26 protein-coding genes and 1 pseudogene are annotated in these 21,378 nt (G+C 66.0%); 8 read left to right on the top strand and 19 right to left on the bottom strand.

What is annotated here, in order from left to right:
* The first annotated feature begins 134 nt into the window (after window positions 1-134).
* Window positions 135-563 (top strand): RNA polymerase sigma factor region1.1 domain-containing protein, encoded by a 429-nt coding sequence (locus JAO75_RS21050; protein WP_199051108.1) that lies wholly within the window; start codon window positions 135-137, stop codon window positions 561-563.
* 20 nt (window positions 564-583) lie between these two features.
* On the opposite strand, the gene JAO75_RS21045 is transcribed toward JAO75_RS21050, so the two are convergent.
* Together JAO75_RS21045 and JAO75_RS21040 are read right to left on the bottom strand one after the other, a co-directional pair.
* Window positions 584-1,813, bottom strand: coding sequence for a peptidoglycan L,D-endopeptidase MepK (locus JAO75_RS21045; RefSeq protein ID WP_199051107.1), 1,230 nt, complete (start codon window positions 1,811-1,813; stop codon window positions 584-586).
* Window positions 1,814-1,896: 83 nt separating this feature from the next.
* Window positions 1,897-2,604 (bottom strand): L,D-transpeptidase, encoded by a 708-nt coding sequence (locus tag JAO75_RS21040; RefSeq protein WP_199051106.1) that lies wholly within the window; start codon window positions 2,602-2,604, stop codon window positions 1,897-1,899.
* Between the two features lie 135 nt (window positions 2,605-2,739).
* Here JAO75_RS21040 and JAO75_RS21035 point away from each other — a divergent pair, with 135 nt between their 5' ends.
* Window positions 2,740-3,225: a DUF2726 domain-containing protein gene (locus tag JAO75_RS21035; protein WP_199051105.1), complete on the top strand. Its 486-nt coding sequence runs from the start codon at window positions 2,740-2,742 to the stop codon at window positions 3,223-3,225.
* A gap of 2 nt (window positions 3,226-3,227) precedes the next feature.
* On the opposite strand, the gene JAO75_RS21030 is transcribed toward JAO75_RS21035, so the two are convergent.
* From JAO75_RS21030 to JAO75_RS21005, 6 genes are all read right to left on the bottom strand, one after another.
* Complete coding sequence (locus JAO75_RS21030) at window positions 3,228-4,238, bottom strand: ribonuclease Z (protein ID WP_199051104.1); 1,011 nt, start codon at window positions 4,236-4,238, stop codon at window positions 3,228-3,230.
* Window positions 4,239-4,278: 40 nt separating this feature from the next.
* Complete coding sequence (locus JAO75_RS21025) at window positions 4,279-4,776, bottom strand: DUF411 domain-containing protein (protein WP_246742640.1); 498 nt, start codon at window positions 4,774-4,776, stop codon at window positions 4,279-4,281.
* A 158-nt stretch (window positions 4,777-4,934) separates the two neighbouring features.
* Entirely contained in the window at window positions 4,935-5,231 is a 297-nt protein-coding gene (locus JAO75_RS21020) for a hypothetical protein (protein ID WP_199051103.1), read from the bottom strand.
* A gap of 206 nt (window positions 5,232-5,437) precedes the next feature.
* Window positions 5,438-5,821 carry a CopM family metallochaperone gene (gene copM / locus JAO75_RS21015; protein WP_199051102.1) on the bottom strand — a complete coding sequence of 128 codons (384 nt, stop codon included), beginning with the start codon at window positions 5,819-5,821 and terminating at the stop codon, window positions 5,438-5,440.
* 30 nt (window positions 5,822-5,851) lie between these two features.
* Entirely contained in the window at window positions 5,852-6,346 is a 495-nt protein-coding gene (locus tag JAO75_RS21010) for a DUF4396 domain-containing protein (protein WP_199051101.1), read from the bottom strand.
* Between the two features lie 10 nt (window positions 6,347-6,356).
* Window positions 6,357-6,569, bottom strand: a complete 213-nt coding sequence (locus JAO75_RS21005) for a heavy-metal-associated domain-containing protein (protein WP_199051100.1) — start codon at window positions 6,567-6,569, stop codon at window positions 6,357-6,359.
* Window positions 6,570-6,776: 207 nt separating this feature from the next.
* Between JAO75_RS21005 and JAO75_RS21000 the strand changes: the two genes are divergently transcribed.
* Complete coding sequence (locus JAO75_RS21000; RefSeq protein WP_199051099.1) at window positions 6,777-7,664, top strand: MYG1 family protein; 888 nt, start codon at window positions 6,777-6,779, stop codon at window positions 7,662-7,664.
* A gap of 3 nt (window positions 7,665-7,667) precedes the next feature.
* The gene (locus JAO75_RS20995; RefSeq protein WP_199051098.1) at window positions 7,668-8,597 is read left to right on the top strand and encodes a histone deacetylase family protein; all 930 of its coding nucleotides are present in this window, start codon (window positions 7,668-7,670) and stop codon (window positions 8,595-8,597) included.
* On the opposite strand, the gene JAO75_RS20990 is transcribed toward JAO75_RS20995, so the two are convergent.
* Together JAO75_RS20990 and JAO75_RS20985 are read right to left on the bottom strand one after the other, a co-directional pair.
* Window positions 8,586-9,518: a pseudouridine-5'-phosphate glycosidase gene (locus JAO75_RS20990; RefSeq protein WP_199051097.1), complete on the bottom strand. Its 933-nt coding sequence runs from the start codon at window positions 9,516-9,518 to the stop codon at window positions 8,586-8,588. The genes JAO75_RS20995 and JAO75_RS20990 overlap by 12 nt on opposite strands.
* Window positions 9,515-10,468 (bottom strand): PfkB family carbohydrate kinase, encoded by a 954-nt coding sequence (locus JAO75_RS20985; RefSeq protein ID WP_199051096.1) that lies wholly within the window; start codon window positions 10,466-10,468, stop codon window positions 9,515-9,517. The genes JAO75_RS20990 and JAO75_RS20985 overlap by 4 nt, the downstream gene beginning before the upstream one ends.
* 196 nt (window positions 10,469-10,664) lie before the next feature.
* On the opposite strand from JAO75_RS20985, the gene JAO75_RS20980 reads away from it, so the two are divergent.
* Window positions 10,665-11,060, top strand: a complete 396-nt coding sequence (locus JAO75_RS20980) for a DUF6455 family protein (RefSeq protein WP_199051095.1) — start codon at window positions 10,665-10,667, stop codon at window positions 11,058-11,060.
* 98 nt (window positions 11,061-11,158) lie between these two features.
* The gene (locus tag JAO75_RS20975; RefSeq protein WP_210340350.1) at window positions 11,159-12,097 is read left to right on the top strand and encodes an SDR family oxidoreductase; all 939 of its coding nucleotides are present in this window, start codon (window positions 11,159-11,161) and stop codon (window positions 12,095-12,097) included.
* Between the two features lie 6 nt (window positions 12,098-12,103).
* Here the strand turns inward: JAO75_RS20975 and JAO75_RS20970 are convergent, their stop codons facing one another.
* A complete protein-coding gene (locus JAO75_RS20970; RefSeq protein WP_199051094.1) occupies window positions 12,104-13,228 on the bottom strand; it encodes an alginate lyase family protein in 1,125 nt (374 codons plus the stop codon).
* A gap of 69 nt (window positions 13,229-13,297) precedes the next feature.
* On the bottom strand, window positions 13,298-14,389 hold the full coding sequence (locus JAO75_RS20965) for a DUF2778 domain-containing protein (protein ID WP_199051093.1): 1,092 nt from the start codon (window positions 14,387-14,389) through the stop codon (window positions 13,298-13,300).
* Window positions 14,390-14,719: 330 nt separating this feature from the next.
* Between JAO75_RS20965 and JAO75_RS20960 the strand changes: the two genes are divergently transcribed.
* Complete coding sequence (locus JAO75_RS20960) at window positions 14,720-15,631, top strand: MBL fold metallo-hydrolase (protein ID WP_199051092.1); 912 nt, start codon at window positions 14,720-14,722, stop codon at window positions 15,629-15,631.
* Window positions 15,632-15,635: 4 nt separating this feature from the next.
* On the opposite strand, the gene JAO75_RS24685 is transcribed toward JAO75_RS20960, so the two are convergent.
* From JAO75_RS24685 to JAO75_RS20950, 3 genes are all read right to left on the bottom strand, one after another.
* The gene (locus JAO75_RS24685) at window positions 15,636-15,896 is read right to left on the bottom strand and encodes a hypothetical protein (protein ID WP_210340349.1); all 261 of its coding nucleotides are present in this window, start codon (window positions 15,894-15,896) and stop codon (window positions 15,636-15,638) included.
* Window positions 15,897-15,952: 56 nt separating this feature from the next.
* Window positions 15,953-16,429 (bottom strand): cupin domain-containing protein, encoded by a 477-nt coding sequence (locus tag JAO75_RS20955; protein ID WP_199051091.1) that lies wholly within the window; start codon window positions 16,427-16,429, stop codon window positions 15,953-15,955.
* Between the two features lie 117 nt (window positions 16,430-16,546).
* A complete protein-coding gene (locus JAO75_RS20950; protein WP_199051090.1) occupies window positions 16,547-17,431 on the bottom strand; it encodes a LysR substrate-binding domain-containing protein in 885 nt (294 codons plus the stop codon).
* A 297-nt stretch (window positions 17,432-17,728) separates the two neighbouring features.
* Between JAO75_RS20950 and JAO75_RS20945 the strand changes: the two genes are divergently transcribed.
* Window positions 17,729-18,451 (top strand): hypothetical protein, encoded by a 723-nt coding sequence (locus tag JAO75_RS20945; RefSeq protein WP_199051089.1) that lies wholly within the window; start codon window positions 17,729-17,731, stop codon window positions 18,449-18,451.
* 658 nt (window positions 18,452-19,109) lie between these two features.
* On the opposite strand, the gene JAO75_RS20940 is transcribed toward JAO75_RS20945, so the two are convergent.
* From JAO75_RS20940 to JAO75_RS20925, 4 genes and pseudogenes are all read right to left on the bottom strand, one after another.
* The gene (locus JAO75_RS20940) at window positions 19,110-19,415 is read right to left on the bottom strand and encodes a hypothetical protein (protein ID WP_199051088.1); all 306 of its coding nucleotides are present in this window, start codon (window positions 19,413-19,415) and stop codon (window positions 19,110-19,112) included.
* Between the two features lie 112 nt (window positions 19,416-19,527).
* Complete coding sequence (locus tag JAO75_RS20935; protein ID WP_199051087.1) at window positions 19,528-20,343, bottom strand: alpha/beta fold hydrolase; 816 nt, start codon at window positions 20,341-20,343, stop codon at window positions 19,528-19,530.
* Between the two features lie 248 nt (window positions 20,344-20,591).
* On the bottom strand, window positions 20,592-20,720 hold the full coding sequence (locus tag JAO75_RS20930) for a YHYH domain-containing protein (protein WP_199051086.1): 129 nt from the start codon (window positions 20,718-20,720) through the stop codon (window positions 20,592-20,594).
* A gap of 151 nt (window positions 20,721-20,871) precedes the next feature.
* A pseudogene (locus JAO75_RS20925) lies at window positions 20,872-21,334 on the bottom strand (DUF1801 domain-containing protein).
* Window positions 21,335-21,378: the final 44 nt, after the last annotated feature.

Below are 21,378 nucleotides of genomic sequence, written 5' to 3'. Positions count from 1 at the left end.
AGGCTGCCGCTTCAAAATTGCACGAGAGACATTTCCCGTTGCAACGTCTGAGGCAATTGCCGCGTTAGCTCGGTGAACCTCCGGAGCGGCCCTGGCTGCTTCTCCGCCCACCAGTCACAATGGGGTGGTGCCTCATGCAGCAGGCGCTCGACAGCAATACCATGGACCGCTTGGTCGCCCTCGGGCGCGAGCAGGGCCAGCTGACGACTCAGGATCTTGAGACCAATCTGCCGATCCACGCGATGAGCGCGGAGGATATCGCCCTGGTCGTGGTCCATCTGGAAGAGTCGGGCGTGCCGGTGGAACTGGATGATCGTCTCCTCGCTTCGAACCCAAGCGCGATCCAGGCGCCGGCAAGAAGTGCCGAAATCATTCCGTTCCCGGATCGCGCCGCTGCCGCCCGGATGAAGAAGCGGAGCGCTCCCCTTCAGAAAGCCTCACCCGTCCAATCCCAGCCCGCCTTCGTCCAGCAGGAGAAGCGGGCTGCGCATTGGGCGGTGGCTGTGGCGGGACTGCTCGTGCTGGCCCTGATGGTGGGCGCGCTGATCCTGTTCGGCGTCTGAGCCCTTATAGGCCGGGGCAGTTACCCGCTGAGGTCATCCTGGTCCTGCCCGACGACGGGCAGGGGCTTTACCGCCGGGCCGGTGAACTGCGTCACGCTCAGCGCATGCTTCCTGGCGGATGTGAACCCGAGATCGAGGAAGGCGGTGCGGGGATCGAACAGAGCCTTCACGGCTGCCTTTTCGTCAAAGCCCAGCACGGGTTCAGGTCCGGGAACAGCCTGCGGGGCGGGAGCCGAAACCATTCCGGAGACCGCGCTCGGAGCCTGGTCCGGCAGGACAGCGCTTGCCAGCTCGATCTCCTTCGGGCGCTGCGGCGGAAGCGGCGCCGGCGGAACGGCGGCTGCGGTGCTCTCCGGATCGGCGGAGGCCACGATGGTGGCTGGGCTCTCCTGCGGCGGCGGCTGCTGCGGTGCAGGCTGAGCATTCTTGCGCCCGAACAGATTGGCGAACAGGCCGCCGACGGACGGGCCGCTGCCGGCCGAGGCCTGCGTGGACAGGGCGGCATTGCGGGCGAGGATCTCGGCCTTCGCGACCTCGTAGCCCGGAAGCGGCTTGCCGTTCGAAGGCAGATGCAGGGTCTTACCATCCGGGAACAACTGCACCAGCTGCTGCTGCGTCATGCGCGGCCAGGCGCGGACATTGCCCGTATCCACATGGACGAAGGCCGAGGAGGCGTAGTAGCCGACGCCACCGTACTGCATCTTCATGGCAATGGCCCGCAGGCGGCCCGTCTCGACGTCGGGCAGGCGGATATCCATGGCCTTGCCGAGCATGTGCTGACTGTTCTCCGCCACGCCGCTGGACCGGCGGCGCAGGGCGCCATTGGTTTCCGGCGACCGGTAGGCGGAAATGATGTTGATGGGCTGCGAGGAGCCGGATTCCCGGTAGACCTCCCACAGGATGTCGAACAGGCGCGGGTCCATCTGGGCCGGCTTGTCCACGCGCCAGTCCCGCAGGAACCAGTTGAGCTGGCTCAGGGCGCCCTCGTCGATCCGCCCGTTCCGGCGGAACGTGACGGTCAGGCTTTCCCTCGTGTGCGTATGAAAGAAGCTGAGGGTGCGGGTTTCGCCGAGGGCGGCCGCCCCCTGCATCGGGGCCGAGGCAAACGTCAGGAGCGCGGAGGCTGCAGCCGAGAGGCCTATGATGGAACGAAGGGCTCCCCCTTCGCCGGACAAGCGGCCGCACTTCGGCACAGTGACCGTCTTCCGTCCGCCAGCCGACCGCTTGGATCGGGCGAAGATCCCCGCCATGGTTCGTAAGTTCCCGCGTCCCTGAGCGACGTGTGATTGTTAACCATGGCAAAAATAGGCACAAAGCGTGCCTAATTGCTTAATCAGGAGCGGGCGGCGGTGCGATCGCGCCTGCCTCGTCCAGCGGGCGGGTTCAGGACCACCACCTTCGTGCCCTTCGGCGTGTGGTTGTAGAGGTCGATCACGTCCTGGTTGATCATGCGGATGCAACCGGACGAGACATTGGTGCCGATGGTCCATGGCTCGAACGTGCCGTGGATGCGGTAGAGGGTGTCCTTGTTGCCCTGCCAGAGGTAGAGGGCGCGGGCGCCCAACGGATTCCCCGGGCCGCCGGGCATTCCGGCGCCTCCGGGCAATTCGCCCATCTGCTCCATCAGTTCGGGCTCACGGGCGAACATCTCCTTCGGCGGGTACCAGTCGGGCCATTCCTGCTTGTCCTTGATGGTGGCGGCACCCGACCAGCCGAAGCCCGAACGGCCGACACCCACGCCGTAGCGCACGGCCATGCCGTCGCGCATGACCAGATAGAGATAGCGGGTCTGGGGATCGACCACGATGGTGCCCGGAGGCTCGGTGGTGTCGTACTCCACCACGCGCCGGAGATAGGCCGGGTTGATCCGCGACAGATCGATTCCGGGGATGGGATAGAGGTCGTCGTCAACGGGCCCGTACATGCGCTGATAGGCGGACATATCGCGCAGCGACTGGGCGAAGGTGCTGCTGGGCGGCAGGGTGGCTCCTGCGGCAGCGGCGGACGCTCCGAGCAGGAAGGTTCGGCGGCTGAGGTCCATTGTGCTCTCCCCGGTGTTCTTAAAACGCGACAATAAGAAGACGCAGGACCAACCATGCGGGTTTCATGCTAGCTGCTATGCTTTGCCGGCAGGACGAAGCGTGGCGGTTCGTGCTTGAGGCGGGGGCGGAGCGATATGACGGTCGAAAATCTCTCGTGGACGTGGCTTGCCGGTATCGCGGTGCTCGGCCTGGTGCTGGTGCTGGTTCTCTTCCTCGCCAGGAAACCGCGCTACCGCCGTTCCACGATCATGACGGAGAACGAGCGGGAGTTTTACGGGCGCCTTCTCGCCGCCTGTCCCGATTGCCAGATCTGGCCGCAGGTGCCTATCCTGGCGCTCGTCCGGCCCGACGCCAAGGAGGGCAGCCGCGCGTTCTGGATGGCCTTCAAGCAAATCTCCAACACCCGGGTCGACTGGGTGATCCTCCAGGACATGGAGGTGCTTGCGATCGTCGAACTCGACGACCGCTCCCACGATGCCCGGGACCGCTCCCACGATGCCCGGAAGGATGCGCAGCGCGACCGGATCCTGAAATCGTGCGGCTACCGCGTCGTCCGGTTCAATTCCGGTCGCAGGCCCGATCCGCGCCAGATCCACGAGGCCATCTTCTCCGCCGACTAGGGTCAGGCTGAGACCGCTCTCCGGTCTGCGTCACTGAAGCTCTCATAGAACTCATCCCGCAGAACGTCGGGCTCGGAGAGATAGCGTGCGGAATGGTGGAACGGCGTGACATGCCGGACGCCCGCCTCGCGGGCGATATCTCCGGCCTCCCAGGCGGTGAGGTGGTGCGAGGCCACGGCGAGGGAGCGGTCGCTTTCCAGAAAGACGGCCTCGATGAAAAGCTGGTCCGCCCTGTGGGCGAGCCGCAGAATCTTCGCCCGGTTGTCTGCGTGGGGAGCGGCATCGGTGACATAGGCGACCGCCTGCCCGGGCGCCACGCGCAGGGCGCGATGCTTCAGATCGCCCAGGCGGATGGTCCCGCCATCCGAATTCTCGATGGGGTGATCGTCAGGCAGGCCGAGGCGCACAGCGCGCTTGGCCTCGTTCAGCCACGGGCCGGGGGTAAGGTTCATCTCGGCCAGCACGCCGCGCCAGACATTCACCTGCATGACCTCGCGCAGGGCAAAGGCGAGGGACGGGATGCCGTGGTCGAGCGCAACGGCCTCGATCCTGAACTCGTCCTCCATCCAGGCAATGCCGTCCGGAAAGGCAGGCGCCGCGATCTCGCGGCGGGCGAACGCTTCGCGGGCGTGGAACTCGGCCGCCCTCGCAAGGCGGCTGCCGTCGTAATCCATGGCACGCAGGCAGAAATCGACGGAGTTCTCGTCGAGCAGGTTCCAGGTGAAGCCACGGATGCGGTGTTCCACCTGTCCGGTGAAACCCGGTGGTCCGACGAGGGTCAGCGGGGAGGGGCGGTGAAGGCAGAGGCGGAACAGCCGGTCGAACCCGGCCATGTGGTCGACGTGGGTATGCGAGACGAAGACGTGGCTCACCCGCAGCAATTCGCGAGACGACAGGGGAGCCACATCGCCGAGATCGAACAGAATGGCCCTGCGGCCATAGCGGAAGTCGAGGTGGAGACCTGGGTCGCTGAAGGGATCGTTCACGAGGCGGGGTTGAACAAGCCAACTCATGCCGGGCCAACGAGCCGCGATCCGGAGTGTTCCGTCTTCCTCAGGCTTCCCGGTCGCCGATGTAGCGTGCGTAGGTCCGTTGGCCCGAGGGTCCGAAGAGGACCACCTCATAGGTGTCGGGCTCCACGCCCTCGACCTCCATGCCGGGAGATCCGACGGGCATGCCAGGCACGGCAAGGCCCTTGGCCTCCGGCTTCTCGGCAAGGAGGCGCTTGATCACGGTCGGCGGCACATGCCCCTCGATCACATAGCCGCCGATCTCCGCCGTATGGCAGGAGGCAAGGGCCTCGGGCACGCCGAGACGCATCTTCACACGGTTGATCTCGGAGGATTCGACCACCTCGGCATCGAAGCCTGCCGCTCGAACCTGCGTGACCCATGCGGTGCAGCAGCCGCAGTTTGGATCTTTGGTCACGACCATCTTCGGTAGGGTTTCGACGGCCAGGGCAGGCCGGTTCGCAACGGACAGGGCCGAGACCGCAAGGCCTGCTAGCAGCGTCCGACGGCTGATCATTCCTGCTGGCAGATTCGACCTCATGGCATCCTCCTTGCGATCCTGTCGTTCCAGTGCCGATCCGTAGGGTTTCCAACGGTGGCAAGGTCAAGGCCCGCCCCCTTGGGAAGTCGGTCCGGAATGTCCGGACCGATCGTGTTCGAGCCCTGCCGGGTCGGCAGGATCGTTGCGCCGTCGGGCCCTTAGCCCTCGTCTTCCTCGTCGGGATCGGTCACGTCGACGAGGAACATGATGTAGGGGCCTTCCTCTTCATCGTCATCTTCGTCCTCGTCGAAATCCGCACCTTCGAACTCGGCCTTTTCCTCTTCCGTCGCAGCGCGGATGTTCAGGCTGGCGAAGCCATCCCAGAGCGGGGCGCCGTCGCTCTCGAGAACCTTGAGGTCTTCCTTGAACTCCTCACTCATCAGGAGTTCGCGGGCTTCCTCCTCGTTCGCATTGGTGATGGCAACAGGCTTGTCGCTGATCGTAAGCGTGAACATCGTTCTTCCTTTCCATTCGCCCGCAGGGGATATCCACTAACGCTTCACCCGCCTGTTCGTGGCAGCCTCCTGATACAGCGGATGGTGAGAAAAGCCATCGCTGGACGTGGCCTGTGGTCGGGAAAGCCAACGCAAAAGCACGGCCCGTCGCGGGGAGCGGCAGGCGAGGGCCGGCTCCCCGCCGACCCCTGCCAATGGGATGGTGCTTACTGGACGCCTTTGCTCTTGAGCCAGGCCTTCATCTCGGCAATCTCGCGTTCCTGCTCGCGGATCACGTCCTCGGCCCATTTGCGCACCTGCTCGTCCTTCGCGTGCTCCATGGCGACCTTCGCCATGTCGATGGCGCCTTCGTGGTGGGGAATCATGCCGCGCACGAAGTCCACATCGGCATTGCCGCTGAAGGCGATGTCCATGTTCTTGTGCATTGTCTCGTTCGCCTGCCGGTAGCCCCGGGTCGCGGGCGTATCGGCCGTCCTCGCCGCCTGGGCGGGTGTGGAGTGGCCCGAATGCCCTCCGTGCGCGCCTTGAGCCGCGGCAAGGGTCGGCAGGACTGCCATGGCGGCCGCCAGGGCGATGATGCGGTGCTTCATGATGGTTCTCCTGAAGGTTGGGTCTATGATCTAGGATCGATGTCCGTGAAATGAATGCACGACGGCATGGCCCCGGCCGCGGGAAATCAGCCAGCGGTTGAGCGGAAAGGCGAAAGCGCCGGCGATGAGCAGGGCCACGGCGAGGCTTCCCCAGAAAAGAGGACTGGCGAGGCCGGCATCCATGGCGCCGGGAATGACCAGCATGATCGCGTTGTCCACGATTTCCATGAGGGTGATGGAGGCTGTATCCGCGGCAAGGGCCAATCCCAGCGCGGTGCCGAAAGGCAGTCCGCTCCGGAGCAGGGGCAGCATGGTCAGGGCGTAGCCGAACAGGAAGGCGAGGGCGACAGCCAGGGTAATCGTCGGTGCTGTTCCCCAGCCGAGCGCCGTGCCGATGGCAAGGCCGAGGATCTCGCCGATGGCACAGCCTGTGAGGCAGTGAATCGTGGCGCTCAGGGCGGTGCGGTTCAGCTCATCCCTGGGCGAGGCGGCATGATGATGGTGTGAATGAGCATCGGCAGGCATTTCAGCCTCCTCATGAAGCAGGATGGGCAAGGGGCTGGGCCGGGTATCCGCCGTTGCTCAACGCATCCAGGAGCGCAGCCTCACTCTGCCTGGAGACCACCTTGACGGTGCGGGCCTCCAGATCGGCCTCGATTTTTGCCTGGGGGTCGAGAGCTTGGACCGCCCGTGTGACGGCGCGAAGGCAGCCGCCGCAATTCATGCCGGGAACGTGGAAAATGTGCATGGTCGGGATCCTTTCATCTCAGGGTCCCGAGATCTGTAGGCGTTCCCACGATGGGAAGGTCAAGCACCTTGGCCGGGCTCGTTCGAGATTTATCCTGAATCAACATGAAGGATGGACGGGAACTGGCTTATCTTAAGCGTATAGCTCTGCTATCGCGGGTCTGCTTGCGATCGATACGGAGTAGCCGACGCTGGTCGGAGGAGAGCGATGCGGATTGTAACCCATAGTGGCACGTTCCACGCCGATGACGTCTTCGCTTACTCCGTGCTGCGCGATGCCCTGGATGCGTTCGAGTTCGTTCGGACCCGCGACATGGCGCTGATCGACGCAGCCGACATCGTTTTCGACGTTGGGGGGATCTACGACCCCGCCCAGGGCCGGTACGACCACCATATGCGGGACCTCCCGCGGCGGGAGGACGGGACGCCCTACAGCTCGGTCGGCCTGATCTGGCGGGATTACGGGCGCAAGGCCCTGCCGCGGCTCGTGCCGGGAATCGGCCAGGACGTGCTGGAATCCGTCTGGCAGGACATCGACGCGACCTTCATCGTGGTCATCGACCAGGCCGACAATGGCGTCGCCACGGCAGGACCGAGCCATCTCGCGCTGCTCGTCGAGGCCTTCAACCCGACCTGGGACAGCGGCCAGCCCTATGACGACGCCTTCCTCGAAGCCGCCGATTTCGCCAGGGGAATCCTGGTTCGCGCCTGCCGGCAGGCCCATGCTGAGGCCCAGGCTCTCTCCCTCGTGATGGCGGCGGCCAGGAAGGCGCGGGATCCCCGCGTGATCGTCCTCGACCGCAAGCTGCCGTGGGAGAAGGCGGTGTTCGAGGGCGGCTTGGGCGATCTCCTCTTCGTCATCTACCCGAACGAGGATCTGACCGCCTGGTACTGCCGCACCATACCGCCCGAGCCGAGCTCCTTCGGCCAGCGCCTGTCGCTGCCGGAATCCTGGCGCGGCCTGCAGGAGGCGGAGTTCTCGAAGGCCGCCGGGATCGAGGACGGCGTGTTCTGCCACCCGAGCGGCTTCATCTGCGGGGCGCGCTCGCAGGAATCCGCCGTGCGGCTCGCGGAGAAAGCCATCGCCGGAGGCTAAGCCATGAAGCAGGTCCCCATCGTCTCCCACACGGCATACGTGGCCTCGCTTCCCGACGATCACCGGTTCCCGATGCTCAAATACGGGCGCCTGGCGGAAGTGCTGGCGGAGAAGGGTCTTGCTCCCAATGGATTCGTTGTGCCGGGGGAGGCCTCTGCCGACCTGATCGCGCTGGCTCATGAGCGGTCTTATGTGGATCAGGTCTTCGCCTGCACCGTCCCGCGCGAGATCGAGCGGCGCATCGGCCTTCCGGTCAGCGAAAGCGTCGTTCGCCGCGCCAGGGCGTCCGCCGCCGGAACGCTGCTTGCGGCGCGGCTTGCGCTGCAGCATGGCCTCGCCGGCAGCACCGCCGGCGGATCCCACCATGGACAGAGGGAGACCGGGGCGGGCTTCTGCGTCTTCAACGATGTCGCCATCGCGGCCAAGGCGCTGCGGGCGGACCGTGCGGTCCAGCGCGCTCTCGTCGTCGATCTTGACGTCCATCAGGGCGACGGCACGGCGGATTGCCTGCGGGACGAGCCGGATCTCTTCACCTTCTCCATGCATGCGGAGAAGAACTATCCCGTACGCAAGATCCCGAGCGATCTCGACATCGGTCTGCCGGACCACATGGAGGACGATGCCTATCTGGAGGTTCTCCGGTCGCATCTGCCGCGCCTTCTCGATGCCCTCGCGCCGGAACTCCTTTTCCTGAATGCCGGCGTCGACCCGCACCGCGACGACAGGCTGGGACGGCTTAGTCTCAGCGACGAAGGCCTGCGCCGCCGGGATTCCTACGTGATCGAGCAGGCACGCAGCCGGGGCATTCCCATGGTCACCGTGATCGGCGGCGGATACTCTACGGACATCGATGCCCTGGCCAGACGGCACGCCATCGCGTTCGAGGCGATGGCCGCCTGGGGCGAGGCGAACGAACAAGCTTCAACCTTGTGAGCGGGCGAGGGATGCAGCCAGCCGCGCGGCGAGCGCAGCGTTGTTTTTCACCAGCGCGATGTTGGTGGCGAGGCTTCGCCCGCCGGTTCGCTCGAAGAGAGTGGACAGCAGGAAGGGCGTCACGGCCTTGCCGGAAACGCCGCGGGTTTTCGCTTCCGCGATGGCGGCATCGATGAAGGCGCTCATCTCACTGGCCGGAATTTCATCGGCGCTCGGAACGGGATTGGCCACGAGAACCCCGCCATCGAGACCGAGTGCCTCCTTGGTGCGGATCAGGTCGGCGATGGCCTCGGGCGTGTCGAGGCGCAGGGGTACGGGCAACTCGCTCGTACGGCTCCAGAAAGCCGGGAAACGGTCAGTCCCGTAGCCGACCACGGGCACGCCGCGGGTCTCCAGATATTCGAGCGTGCGCGGCAGGTCGAGGATTGCCTTGGCGCCGGCGCAGACCACCGCCACGGGCGTGCGGGCGAGCTCGTCGAGATCGGCCGAGATGTCCATACTTGTCTCGACGCCCTGATGGACGCCACCGATGCCGCCGGTGGCAAAGACCCGGATGCCTGCGAGATGGGCGCAGATCATGGTGGCGGCAACGGTCGTCGCGCCATGGCGGCCGGAGGCGACGGCATAGGGCAGGTCGGCCCGGCTCAGCTTCATCACGTCCTTGGCGGTGCCGAGCCAGTCGAGCTCCGCGTCCGACAGCCCGATTTTGATGCGTCCTTCGATGATCGCGATCGTCGCCGGCACGGCGCCGTTCTCGCGCACCACCGCCTCGACCTCGCGCGCCGTGGCGATGTTTTGCGGATGTGGCATGCCATGGGTGATGATGGTGGATTCGAGGGCGACCACGGCCTCGCCCGATGCGAGAGCCGACTGCACATTGGGAGCGATGTCGATGAAGCGTCCGGCGATATCGTGGTTCATGAGGGCTCCCGTTCGAAAGTCGGACCCGCTCTAAGGGACAAAGTGGTTTCCAGCAAGGCGAAGGACAGGTCGGGCCGGACGCTCGCCGTGCTCTCCACCGTCAGCGCCGCAGCCGCTGTCCCGAGGCGGGCGGCTTCAGTGAGGGAATGGCCCTTCAGGAGCGCCGCCAGAGTGGCGGCGATCAAGGCGTCTCCCGCACCTGTCGCATCGACGATCTCGGCGCCGATGGCGCCGATCTGACGGACGCCCGTTCCATCAGCAACGACGAGCCCCGCTTCGCCGAGGGTCAGGACGACATGCTGGGCGCCGCAGGCGCGAAGGCGCGGGGCCGCTTCCTCCAGGGACATCTCGGGTTCGCCGAGATAGGCGCGGGCCTCGTCGAGATTGAGGAACAGCAATCCGACGCCGGTGAGATCCCGTGGCAGGCGTGCGACCTTCGGGGTCGAGACAGCATCGATGGCCAGCGTGAGCGAGTGTTGGCGAGCGATGTCGACAAGCGCGTGCAGCGTCTCGGCCGGTAGGTTGCAATCGGCGAAGACCCAGCCTGTCTGGAGATGCGTATCTAGGTTGCGCAGCAGGGCAGGGGTGAACCCGTCGAAGATCGCCATGTTGGCGAGGCCTAGGGCCAACTCGCCATCGGGCTGCAGGACGGCCACGTACTCCGCCGTGGCATGCTCATCCGACAGCGCCATGAATTGCGTGCCGATGCCGAGGCGTTCGAGATCGTCGAGCAGGGCGCGTCCGTTCTCGTCCTTCCCGAGGATTGAGGCCAGGGAGACCGTCACGCCGAGCCGGGCCATGTTCTCCGCCACATTGCGTGCGACGCCGCCGAAAGAGCGCTCGGACAGGACGGGATTGGACGTTCCAGGCCGGATCGCATCCAGCGCCCGGTATTTCCGGTCGACGGCCGCGCCGCCGATGCAGAACACCCTGCCGATTCCTGTCCCCATGCCTTGCTCTCGCGCTTTCGTCCGTTGCAGGCAAACCTATGCCGAATGGCAGGCATCGCCGCAATGGCGCAGAGTCATCGGGCGGGAGCGGGTCCCAGGCGCACGCCGCCCCGGCATCATCTTGAGCTTTGCGATGGATCAAAGCGCAGGATGCCGCTTTCCCATAGTCTTTACCCAGATCATGGAGGAGGCGACCATGGGATTGGGTTCAAAGATCAAGGAATGGCAAGCGAATTGGGCGCAGGCTCACGAGCTCGATGCGCTGGACAGGGATCAGAGAGAAGCGCTGGCGCGTGACGTCGGGGTGTCGGCCGAGATGCTGTCCACCCTCGTGGCACGGGGTCCCGATGCTGCGGCCGAGCTGCCGCGCCTCATGGAGGCTCTGTCCCTCGACGCGGATCAGGTTCGGCAGATCCATGCCGCCCTCATGCGTGATATGAGCGTGACCTGCTCGGGTTGCACGACGGCCGTGCGCTGCAGGGACGACCTTGCCCACGGGCAGGCTCCGGCGCATTTTTCGGAATACTGCCCCAATGCCGAGACCCTGCAGGAGCTCCAATGCGAGCAGGTCATGAGGGCAGCGCGTCCGTGAGCCGTCGATAGTGAAAGGTTTCATGCCTTTCCTGTTTTGAACCCGAGCGTCCGCCATCGGTTAACCGGTCTGGATCAACCGATGGAAGGGGCCATGGCATGGACCGGGGTGACGACAATTCAATTTCGCGGCGAGGTGCAGCAGACGGTGCGGCCGTCGCCAAGGACGACCCCACCACGAAGTATCCGCAACCGCCTTTCCGCTCCCAGTCCCAGCCCTGGCCGGGGCTCGCCAGCCGGATGGATCCACGCCCCGATCACGGCGAGACGAGCTACAAAGGATCCGGGCGGCTACGCGGCCGCAAGGCCCTGATCACCGGCGGCGATTCCGGCATGGGGCGCGCGGCCGCCATTGCCTATGCCCGCGAAGGGGCCGATGTGGCGATCAGCTATCATCCTGATGAAGAGCCCGATGCGCGAGAGGTGATCGACCTTATCGAGAAGGAGGGCCGCGTCGCCGTGGCCCTGCCGGGCGACATCCGCGACGAGGCCCTGTGCAGCCGCATCGTGGCCGAGGCCGTTGAGCGCCTCGGCGGCCTCGACATCCTCGTCAACAACGCGGCGCGTCAGCAGCAGCGGCAGGCGCTTCTGGACATCACGTCGGAGGATTTCGACGCGACCATGAAGACGAATCTCTATGCCATGTTCTGGATCACCAAGGCTGCTCTGCCCCATCTGGGTCCGGGCGCCGCGATCATCCAGACCACGTCCGAGCAGGCCTACGATCCGTCTGCCAATCTGGTCGACTATGCCATGACCAAGGCGGCGATGATGAACTTCACCAAGTCGCTTGCGAAGCAGCTCGGGCCCAAGGGCATTCGCGTTAACGGCGTGGCGCCCGGGCCGATCTGGACGCCGCTGCAGGTGAGCGGCGGCGCAACCCAGGAGAAGCTGCAGCAATTCGGCGGTGATACCCCGCTCGGTCGCCCCGGTCAGCCTGTCGAGCTCGCCTCGATCTATGTGCAGCTTGCCGCGTCCGATGCCAGCTATGCGACCGGTCAGGTCTATGGCGCCGCCGGAGGCAGCGGACAGCCTTAAGGCCGTTCACTCCGTGCCATGGAACAGCAGCGTCGTGTTGCCGCCGATTTCGCTCGATCCTGTCGGGCGCTTTTCGCTCAGCACGTCTTCGGCCTCAGGCGAGGGGTGGCGGCTTTGATGGATCTCAAGCCAGGCGATGCGGGATGACGGCACGGTGCCGTCGCCCGGATAGGCCTCCTGCTTGGAGCCCGTGGCTTTCTCGAAGAAGGAGGGGTCGTCGAGGGAGGCCAGCACCCTGTCCACGAGCCGCTTCAGGGCCCCATTGTGCTCGGCATAGAGATCGATTCCCTGGCTGCGCGCCAGCTCGGCGGCGGTCACCAGAGGCTCGGCGGCGAAGATGTGATAGTCGCGGGCGCGCTTGCCGCGCTTCATCTCGAGTGGCAGGGTCCCGTCCGGCGTGATCTGGGCAAGGCCGATGCGGACGCTGTCCAGACCCCAACGGGTCAGCACCTTGTCGTCGGAGGCGAGGCCGGCCGCCGTGGCGCCCAGGCCCGCCCAGTAGCGATGATTGTTCCGGCCGGACATCGCCTTGTTCTTGTCCATGAACCCGACGAGCTTCTGGCCCAGCTTCTTCAGCCAAGCCTCGACCCGCTGCTTCTGATCGGTTGCGAGACCGGGCGCGTTGCGGACCTGCAGGTAGGCCAGCGCGAAGCCGCCGAGGGCTTGGCCCAGATTGAAGTGCGCCTGCTTCGAGCGCATGTCGGTCATGGCGTTCGCCGATGCCCAGGCGTCGAGCCATGTGAGCGTGCAGGCGGCCGCGGCGGTGTTCTTGGGGTTCGACTTCACATAGGCGTTCGCGATCCTGACCAGATTGCGCCCATAGGCGCGCAGCGGCTCGACGGCTTCCGAGTAGGTTTCCTCCGCATCCTCGTCGATGGTCGCCCGCTGGGTGTCGTCCTGCTTATACTTGCTCTGCGTGTCGAGGGTGATCACGGGCGCAGCAGGCGTGTCGCACTCGTATTTCGGCTTGGACTGAACATTGTCCGTGGCAGGGGGCGGCACGAGATAGCCCGGACCTTGAGCCTGGGCGGCGCTCAAGGATGCAGCGAGCAGGAATGTCGCAATGACGGGCGGGTGCAGCGCATATCGCACAGCAGACCAGCTCATCGCCCATTTCGAATCCCACACCATGCCGCTCCTCCTGCGCTGCCGTCCGGTCAGGAACTAGGCGCGGGGTGCCGCAAGGCCAGAGGCGGTATCTCAGATCGCCGAGGCGATGCGGCGGGGCTGGGCGGTGCGGTTACCCGCCATCGGCGGCAGCAGGTCCTGCCCGCGCCCGGCGGTGACGACCAGGCGCTTGACCTCGCCCCTGAGGTAGGCCTGGAGGAATTTGTCGTAATCCTTGAAGGAGACGCAGCCGTTCGAGTCGCCTCGTGCGCCCAGCAGATACGTGTGGGCCAGGATGCCGTCGCGGCCATAGATGGCGGCGCTGCCGCCAACCGGGTTCATACGGATGGCGCGCACGCCATGAAACAGCGCCTCGCGTTCCGTGAGGATGTAGGTTCCCGGCGGGGTCGAGCCCTTCATGCGGACGTTCACATAGCGCGGGTTGTCCATCATGTCGCCGAGGCCGGAATGCGCCTCGAGCTTCTCGCCGTTCGGCATATGCACGACCTGGGCGCTGATGTCGTAGACGGCTGTGCCCGGACTGGCGAGATTGCCGCCGGAGCCGAAACGCGCGGTCGGTGCGATGCTGCCTGTTCCCCGATCCAGAGCCGCATAGCTGAGGGCCGCATCCGGCGGGCTGGCCGGGCGGATTCCGAAGAGCTTTTCGAAGAAGTTGCGGTTGTCCGCCGGTGCGACGGCTGGCGACACGGCCGCACGGGGCGTCATGGCGGCAGGTGCGCTCGCCATCTGGCGAGCGGCCGCAGGTTTCCGAGCGATCAGATCCGCTGGCCGCGGCACCGGCAGGGGCGCGATCACGGGCACCGGGATGACAGCCTGGGCGACCTCGACGGGCGGAGCCGGATCAGGCACGGGCTGCTGCACCGACGAGCGGAAGCCAGGCGCGACGGGTGCTTCCTGTCGGAAGGCGAGGGCGCCCGGCGCCAGGGTGGGGTTCGGATTGATGAGGGCCGCGTCCAGGGACAGGGCCGTCTTCACCGGTTCAGGTGCCGCACGTTCTACAGTGCGGGCTACAGGAGCTTCGGGCGCTGTGCCGGTGGATTGTTCGAAGTCGACGAAGAGGGCCACGGGGCTGAGCGAGATTGCCACGAGAAGAGCCGTCGGAATCAGGCTGCGGGTCCGGCGCAACGGGGCGCGGCGGAGGGACGAATAAGGCTTGTGCGCCATGGCAAAACTCTACGCAACAACTCGGGCTTCCCACGACACGCTGGAGCCTGAGGCAGGGCTTGGAGTGTTGTGAGGCAGCGATACTATGAACTGGTGCCGATTGAGCAGCATTTTGGTTAAGATCAGAATAATCCGCAGGTGGCGTTTGCCGGGTGGATGCTGGCCCTGTCGGGGTTGTCGCCTTTGTTGCCGCGATGATCTCCGGAATGGCTCGCTTCCGCGTCTTGCCCTGGCAATGGCTGCAGGTCAGGTTCCCAAAGGCTGCTCCCGACTTCGACAGCCGAGGCCTCAGTCGCATCGTCTGTGACGGGCCTAACAGGAGTTTCCGCCATGCCAGCCGAGACCGCGTCCTCACTGAACGGGCGCCCCGTCATCAAAGGGTTCTACGAACATCGCACCGGCAGCATCCAGTACGTCGTCGCGGATCCGGAAACGAAGCGCTGCGCCATCATCGATCCGGTTCTCGACTTCGAGCCGAGTTCCGGTTCAACGGCGACGGCCTCGGCGGACGAGATGCTCGCGTATATAGAGCAGCAGGGCTACAGTCTGGAATGGATCCTCGACACGCATCCTCATGCGGATCATTTCTCTGCCGCCGGCTATCTAAAGGACAGGACGGGCGCGCCCACCGCTATCGGCGAGAAGGTGGTGGAGGTTCAGAAGCTCTGGAAGTCACTCTACAACTGGCCTGACAGCTTTCCGACCGACGGTTCGCAATGGGACCGCCTGTTCGCCGATGGCGAGCGGTTCAGGATCGGCAACCTGGGCGTGGAGGTGATGTTCTGCCCCGGCCACACACTCTGCTCGATCACTTACCTCGTGGGCGATGCCGCTTTCATCCACGACACGCTCTTCATGCCCGACGGCGGGACGGCCCGCGCCGACTTTCCGGGCGGCTCGGCCAAGGCGCTGTGGCACAGCATCCAGCGCATCATGGCGCTTCCCGACGAGACGCGCCTCTTCACGGGGCACGATTACAGGCCCGGCGGACGGGCGGCGCGATGGGAGAGCACGGTGGCTGAGCAGCGCTGGGAAAACAGGCACCTCGTGAGCGCGAAGACCGAGGAGGAGTTCATCGCCCTGCGCGAAGGGCGCGACCGCGAGTTGCCGATGCCGAAGCTTATCCTAACCGCCTTACAGGTGAATATCCGCGGCGGCCGTCTGCCGGAGCCGGAGAGCAACGGCAGGCGCTATCTCAAGATCCCGCTCGATGCCCTTTCGAATGCATCGTGGGGTGACTGAGCCTTCAGTGCCGTAGCTTGAACGGAACGGACCATCGCGACATCACCCCTTGCGGACGGCGTTTCAATCCCCATATCAGGCTGACCCAGCGGACATTGTTGTGGACTTCGAGGCGGCGGGCGTCACCGCCTGCTTTCGATGGGGCCGTGTCAGGACGGATGTAATCCGGCATGGCCTGTTCCTGCGCTCGCCTGACGATGCGAGCGCCCGTCTGGACCCGATCAGCCCAGGCCCGTAGCAGGCGCGGCAGGAGATGCGGAGGCATCCCGCCCGTTCGCCCCGGAGCCTGGGCTTTTTCGCGTCCGATGCCGGCAGCGCCGTTTACTGCGACTTGCGCGGATCGTCCGCTGGATTGACGTAGGCGATGCCCCAGGGGCCGCGCGTGCTCAGCTGCACGACCGTTTCCTGGTCGATCTTCACATTGTGCGGCGTTCCCGGAGCCATGGCGACCACCCCGCCGGACTCGATCGCCTTCATCTGCGCGGGATCGGAATTCGTCCCCATGCCGATGTTGAACTGGCCGCTGATCACGGTGACCACCTCGTCGACCGGATGGGTGTGGGCGGGGATCCTGTAGTTCGCCGGGAGCTTCAGCCGCATCACGAACACGCCGTCCTTGGACGGATCCCCGTAGAGAACCGACATCTGCGCCCCCTTGGGAAGGGACGGAGGGCCGTCCTTCCAGGTGACGTCGCCAGGATTGGCCATGACATGCTGGTGCTGCTGCGCGAAGGCGGGTGTGAGACTGAGGAGAAGAGCCGAAGCGCACGTGGCTGCTTTGAGGGTGAAGAGCTGCATCGCGACCTCCCGATTGGGTGATGTGGCGGACGCATACAAGGCGGCCGGAAACGAACATCGGCCGCTTCGGGAAGGCTCTGCCTCTGAACCTGGGTTGTCAAGAAATTGTCGGCTGTCTCAGGCCTCTCGGGCGAGTTCTGATTTCAGCCAGTCGCGAAATGCGCTCACGGCTCGGGTCGCCGGAGCGGAACGGGCGGTCACGAACCAGTAGGAAATGCCTGTGTCGTAGCGGTCGGGGAAGGGGGGCGCGAGGCGGCCCATGGCAATGGCATCGCGGGCGAGGGTCTCCCACCCGAGAAAGACACCCTGGCCTGCCACCGCCGCATCCAGGCACAGGGACGCGTCCGAGAAGACAGGGCCGTCGCCCAGGATGGATTCATCGAGCCCGTTGGGACCGAGCCATGCATTCCAGCCGAACATGGGCGTCGGCTCCCGGATGATCGGAACGGCCGCGAGGTCGTGCGGCTGGCGCAGGCGCTCGGCCAGCGCGGGACTGCATACGGGAAAGACGAACTGATCGAGCAGCTTCTCGGCCTTGACGTTCGGCCAGCCGCCGCGCCCGACCCGAATGCATACATCCACGTCCGAGGAGCCCGGATCCACGAGGGACACGTCCGCGTCGATCCGGATGCGGATATCCGGGTTCTGCTCGCGAAAGTGCTGCAGCCGCCAGACCAGCCACTTGCTGGCGAAGACCGGCGCAACCGAGACCGTGAGAACCCCTTCGCGACGCCGCTCGGCAAGCGCCAGCCCGGCTGAGATTTCGCCAAAACCGGCGCTGAGAAAGCGCAGCACGTCCTCCCCGAACGCGGTAGGCCGCAGACCTTTCGGATGCCGCTCGAACAGGGGGCGGCCGAACTGCTCCTCGGCCTTGAGGATCTGCTGGCTCACCGCCCCGACGGTGACGCCGAGTTCCTCGGCGGCGGCACGCAGATTCCCTAAGCGCCCGGCGGCCTCCAGGGCGCGCAGGCCGTTCAGGTGGAAGCGGTTCAGGTTGCGCATGTAGATTTCCTACAGTCAGCTGCAGAAAAACGCCATTTCTTTCAGCTCGAGAGGGGCGCAGCATCCAGCCATGCTGAACATGATCGCCATCCTCAGACAGATCCTCCATCGCCCGGCTCGGAGCGGCGAGGTCATCTCGCGCCCGGCGTGGGAGAGCGACCCGCTCTCCCATCCGGCCCTGCAGCGCATGAGCCTCGAGGAACTCGCCGACCTGCCCTTCGATAGAGGGACGGTTCACCTCGAAGGTTCTTGCGTCTACAGACGTGACAGCGATTCACACGAGGCGGCCGATCCGGAATGTCCACCTGGCGAGACGAGAAGAACCAGAAGGCCAGGGCCCGGCTCGAGAAGCGCCTCTCCGCGCTCTTTCCGCCTCAGGTCCTCGCCCATGCGCTGCGCCAGCCGCTGACCCCGCCGACCCAGCGCCGGGCGATGGAATCCTACTGGCGGCACCGGCCGCTCCTGGCGGACCGGCTGGCCCGGGCGCTCGCCGCGAAGAGCGGACAGCCTGCGGGCTGGCAATGGCGCCTCGGGGCCGAGAAGGAGACCGGACTGCCGCTCACCTTCCGCATGCCGCCCGCGCCGTACCGGGAGGGCGCCTTCAGCCGCGGGCCGGGGCATTGCTGCGTGTGCGGACAGCCGGTCTACCGGCTGGGCTGGCACCGCGACCTCTGGGACGACGGCAAGCCGAACCGGAACGCCACCTGGCACGCGGCCTGCGTGGTGGCCTGGCAGCTCTGGACCGCTCCGCCCGATCACCTGCGGGTCCTGAAGCGACGCCAGAAGCACAAATGCGCCACCACGGGGCGCCGCCTGCTCAGGACCGCCGAAGTGGACCACCGGGTGCCGCTCTTCGCCGTCTGGTCCGAGCACCGCGCGAAGCCCTGGCCGGAGCTGCTCGCCTTCTGGGGCGCGCCCAACCTCCAGGTGATCAACAAGGCGGCGCATCTGGAGAAATGCGCCGACGAGGCGGCCGAGCGGGCGACGCGCAGGTCCGCGCTTGTCACGGGGGCGGAGTGAGGCGCCGAACGTTACCGGTTCGGTTCCGCGCAGGCGGGGATCCAGAACCGCCGACGGTGCAGGCTGAAGTGTTGTCGTGGTTATGGATACCGGGCTCTGCTCCGCAGCCCCGGGATGACCCGCCGCTCGTCATCACCGGCCTTGTGCCGGTGATCCCCGTCGGTGAGGCGCGGCGCCTGAGAGGATCGGGATGGCCGGCACAGGGCCGGCCATGACGCGGGTGGGTCGAGAACGTCTGTGTCAAAGAGCCAGCGCCTGTGGGCCCGCAGCTGATGCTGCGAGCCTGTGGCGAGATCGAGGGTGGCGCGACAGGCAGCCCGGCTCGCTATGTGATGGTGAAAGGGAAGAGCCGAGGTGCCTCTTCGCGCACGGCTTCTTTAGGCGTTCAGGCGGTGCCAGCCCGGTGACCGCTCAAGGCGGGGTCCGTCTGCTCGACGGGGGCCTTGAACCGATTCCGACCACCGGCACGCAGCCTGGGCCTCCCGCCCGACCTGCTTGCGAGGCGAGCCTGCGGGACCGTGCCTGCCTCCACACTGCGACGCCTCGCGAGCGCGCCCCTCATTAGAGGCAGGTCTAAGGCAAGGTATAGCCGAGCTTGAAGGCAATGTCAAGAACAAAGAGTGAACAGAACAGCCTTCGCCCCTCGGCCACCGCCCGCTCAGTCGCACACTCTGACCGTGCGGCGGATATACTCGTCCGTGTAGGAATCGTACTCGGTGCGGGTGGTCGTGCGGCAGTCGCTGCGGCGCTCGGTGTAGGTGCGCCGCGTCTGGGTCTCGGCGCGCCACGCATCGCGGCTCTGGTTCTTGCGCATCCAGGGCGGCCCGCCCTTGTGTCCTGGCTTGTGGTGGATCTCCACCAGAGGCGCAGGAGCGGCGATGGGCCCCTCCATGCGCGGCCCGGCCGAGGCTGCGCCGGCAGAGGCGCAGAGGATCCCGGCCAGGATGATCGTGAAGCGACGCATGACTTGTCTCCCGTCGATGAGGTTTGTCTCCGACAGGATTAAGTGCCCAAAGCCGCATCCGTTCCTCAGCACCGCGCGGGCTCAGCGGGGTTGTTCTGCGCGATCCGGGCGGTCAGGCCGGGCCTGCCGAGGGCCCGAGAAACGCCACGAGGTCGGCCACGACATCCTCCGGCGCCTCCCATTGCGGGTCATGGCCGATGCCGGGCTTGAGCGTCAGGGTCGCGCCGGGGAGGCGGGCGGCGAGGTGCTCCTGCTCGGCCTGCGAGAACACGCCGTCCTGCTCGCCGCCGAGGATCAGCACGGGGCAGCGGATGCGATCGAGATCCGCCATGGCATCGGCCGCGATCAGGCCGGACAGCGCCGCCTTCCACACCCGCGCCGGCACCTTCAGGCTCTCGGCCACGACCCGCTCGAAGAACTCCGGCGGCATGGGGCGGCAGAGGGTGCCGGCCTGGAAGGCGTGGACGAAATCCTCCGCGACCGGATCCTCGAGTACCTCGACCTCCCGCAGGAGATCCTGCGTGACCGCGTTGCGGGCCCTCGCGGCCGCGCCGACGAGGACCAGGCGCTCGACGCGCTCAGGGTGCTGGGCCGCCACCGACCGGGCTATGAAGCTGCCCATGGAATGCCCCACCAGAGCGGCCTTTTCGATGCCGAGGCGATCCAGGAGCCGCAGGGCATCCCCGGCGAAGTCGGCCGGTGCGTAGCCGCCCTCGGGCCGGCTGGATTCCCCATGCCCGCGCTGGTCCGGCACGACCGCGTGCCAGTCGGGCGGCAGCAGCGGGAGGATGCGGCTGTAGGAGAACCAGGAATCCGAATAGCCGTGCAGCATGAGCACGGCGGGCCCGGTCCGCGGACCCTGCTCGGCCACGTGCAGCTCAAGGCTGGATGGCAGACGATGCCTCGCAAAGCGCAGCTCGTTCGACATGCGGCCATTGTACTGCCGAAGGCAGGGGCGGGGCAATCGGCCGCCGCGGGAGAAGACTTGCCTTCGTGTCGCCATCCGCCGCGTCAGGGTCGCGCGCTGCGGTCACTCACGCGCTCCAACGCAAAACCCTCATCCTGAGCGTGTCGCTCATCAAGCGCTGACACGCTCTCCTCCCCACAGGGGGGGAGAGGGCTGGCGGCGCTTGATGCGCCGGCCCCCAGGATGAGGTGGGGAGAAAGCGGTCGGGATCAGCGGTGGCAGTGGCGGTCGCCGGTCTTGCGGTTGGTGTGGCAGCCATTCTTGTCGAGCCCGCCGCCATGGGCGAGGGCAGCAGTGGCGAGAAGAGATGCGAGAAGTCCGGCGAGAAAGGTTTTCATGATCGGCCCCCAAGGACATGCGGGATGCCCTCAAGGCATCGCTCGATCATTCTGCAACCATAGATGGCTGTTTGCAACATAAACTCATCATGGTTGCAGTCGGTGCTGCCGGGGCTGGTGAGCAGAAGGCGGCTCTGCCGAGGCCGACCGCTCAATTGGCGGATTGTGCCGATGCACGCGCCGGGCGCTTGGCAGGGTTAGTGGTGTTCAGGGCGGCGGCGGCCTGGATGAGGGTTCTGAAGACTTCTTCGTCGAGCGCCTCGCCCTCGCGCAGATCGATGGCGCGGCGGGTGTTGCCCTCCAGGCTGGCGTTGAAGAGGCGGGACGGATCGTCAAGCGAAGCGCCCTTGGGAAACGTCAGCTTCACGACGGCCTCGTCCGTCTCAGCCAGTGCCGATGATCCCGGCGCTCGAATACACCGGAACCCCGCGCCACTTCACCGCCTCGACCGCATCGGACAATGCCTGCCGGATGAGCGCCCGCACCCGCGCCAGCGTCTCGCCGCGCTAGTCGTTCAGGTGCTGGATATGCGCGTCGATCTGTTGGGAGGGGGAAGGTGGTTGTTGGTGTGGGGCGGTTGTGCTCGAATGCATGGTCGTTGGCGATTTCGTCATGATTGTTTTCGGAATCTAACGAGTGTCGTCTGGGCCTCCAACTT

The organism is Microvirga splendida (genome assembly GCF_016427565.1).
GTDB classification, from domain to species: Bacteria; Pseudomonadota; Alphaproteobacteria; order Rhizobiales; family Beijerinckiaceae; genus Microvirga; species Microvirga splendida.
This window is presented reverse-complemented; position numbering and strand designations above follow the sequence as displayed.

Excerpts from the sequence above, each read along its gene's own strand:
- JAO75_RS21050 (WP_199051108.1), top strand. The coding sequence starts at position 135 with ATGCAGCAGGCGCTCGACAGCAATACCATGGACCGCTTGGTCGCCCTC.
- JAO75_RS21035 (WP_199051105.1), top strand. The coding sequence starts at position 2,740 with ATGACGGTCGAAAATCTCTCGTGGACGTGGCTTGCCGGTATCGCGGTG.
- JAO75_RS20995 (WP_199051098.1), top strand. The coding sequence starts at position 7,668 with ATGAAGCAGGTCCCCATCGTCTCCCACACGGCATACGTGGCCTCGCTT.
- JAO75_RS20930 (WP_199051086.1), bottom strand. The coding sequence starts at position 20,720 with ATGAAAACCTTTCTCGCCGGACTTCTCGCATCTCTTCTCGCCACTGCT.
- JAO75_RS20940 (WP_199051088.1), bottom strand. The coding sequence starts at position 19,415 with ATGCGTCGCTTCACGATCATCCTGGCCGGGATCCTCTGCGCCTCTGCC.
- JAO75_RS20990 (WP_199051097.1), bottom strand. The coding sequence starts at position 9,518 with ATGAACCACGATATCGCCGGACGCTTCATCGACATCGCTCCCAATGTG.
- JAO75_RS20970 (WP_199051094.1), bottom strand. The coding sequence starts at position 13,228 with ATGGTGTGGGATTCGAAATGGGCGATGAGCTGGTCTGCTGTGCGATAT.
- JAO75_RS24685 (WP_210340349.1), bottom strand. The coding sequence starts at position 15,896 with ATGCCTCCGCATCTCCTGCCGCGCCTGCTACGGGCCTGGGCTGATCGG.
- JAO75_RS21010 (WP_199051101.1), bottom strand. The coding sequence starts at position 6,346 with ATGCCTGCCGATGCTCATTCACACCATCATCATGCCGCCTCGCCCAGG.
- JAO75_RS21030 (WP_199051104.1), bottom strand. The coding sequence starts at position 4,238 with ATGAGTTGGCTTGTTCAACCCCGCCTCGTGAACGATCCCTTCAGCGAC.
- JAO75_RS21045 (WP_199051107.1), bottom strand. The coding sequence starts at position 1,813 with ATGGCGGGGATCTTCGCCCGATCCAAGCGGTCGGCTGGCGGACGGAAG.
- JAO75_RS21025 (WP_246742640.1), bottom strand. The coding sequence starts at position 4,776 with ATGAGGTCGAATCTGCCAGCAGGAATGATCAGCCGTCGGACGCTGCTA.
- JAO75_RS20950 (WP_199051090.1), bottom strand. The coding sequence starts at position 17,431 with ATGCGCAACCTGAACCGCTTCCACCTGAACGGCCTGCGCGCCCTGGAG.
- JAO75_RS21040 (WP_199051106.1), bottom strand. The coding sequence starts at position 2,604 with ATGGACCTCAGCCGCCGAACCTTCCTGCTCGGAGCGTCCGCCGCTGCC.
- JAO75_RS20980 (WP_199051095.1), top strand. The coding sequence starts at position 10,665 with ATGGGATTGGGTTCAAAGATCAAGGAATGGCAAGCGAATTGGGCGCAG.
- JAO75_RS21000 (WP_199051099.1), top strand. The coding sequence starts at position 6,777 with ATGCGGATTGTAACCCATAGTGGCACGTTCCACGCCGATGACGTCTTC.
- JAO75_RS20985 (WP_199051096.1), bottom strand. The coding sequence starts at position 10,468 with ATGGGGACAGGAATCGGCAGGGTGTTCTGCATCGGCGGCGCGGCCGTC.
- JAO75_RS20945 (WP_199051089.1), top strand. The coding sequence starts at position 17,729 with ATGTCCACCTGGCGAGACGAGAAGAACCAGAAGGCCAGGGCCCGGCTC.
- copM (WP_199051102.1), bottom strand. The coding sequence starts at position 5,821 with ATGAAGCACCGCATCATCGCCCTGGCGGCCGCCATGGCAGTCCTGCCG.
- JAO75_RS20935 (WP_199051087.1), bottom strand. The coding sequence starts at position 20,343 with ATGTCGAACGAGCTGCGCTTTGCGAGGCATCGTCTGCCATCCAGCCTT.
- JAO75_RS20965 (WP_199051093.1), bottom strand. The coding sequence starts at position 14,389 with ATGGCGCACAAGCCTTATTCGTCCCTCCGCCGCGCCCCGTTGCGCCGG.
- JAO75_RS20955 (WP_199051091.1), bottom strand. The coding sequence starts at position 16,429 with ATGCAGCTCTTCACCCTCAAAGCAGCCACGTGCGCTTCGGCTCTTCTC.
- JAO75_RS20960 (WP_199051092.1), top strand. The coding sequence starts at position 14,720 with ATGCCAGCCGAGACCGCGTCCTCACTGAACGGGCGCCCCGTCATCAAA.
- JAO75_RS20975 (WP_210340350.1), top strand. The coding sequence starts at position 11,159 with ATGGACCGGGGTGACGACAATTCAATTTCGCGGCGAGGTGCAGCAGAC.
- JAO75_RS21020 (WP_199051103.1), bottom strand. The coding sequence starts at position 5,231 with ATGTTCACGCTTACGATCAGCGACAAGCCTGTTGCCATCACCAATGCG.
- JAO75_RS21005 (WP_199051100.1), bottom strand. The coding sequence starts at position 6,569 with ATGCACATTTTCCACGTTCCCGGCATGAATTGCGGCGGCTGCCTTCGC.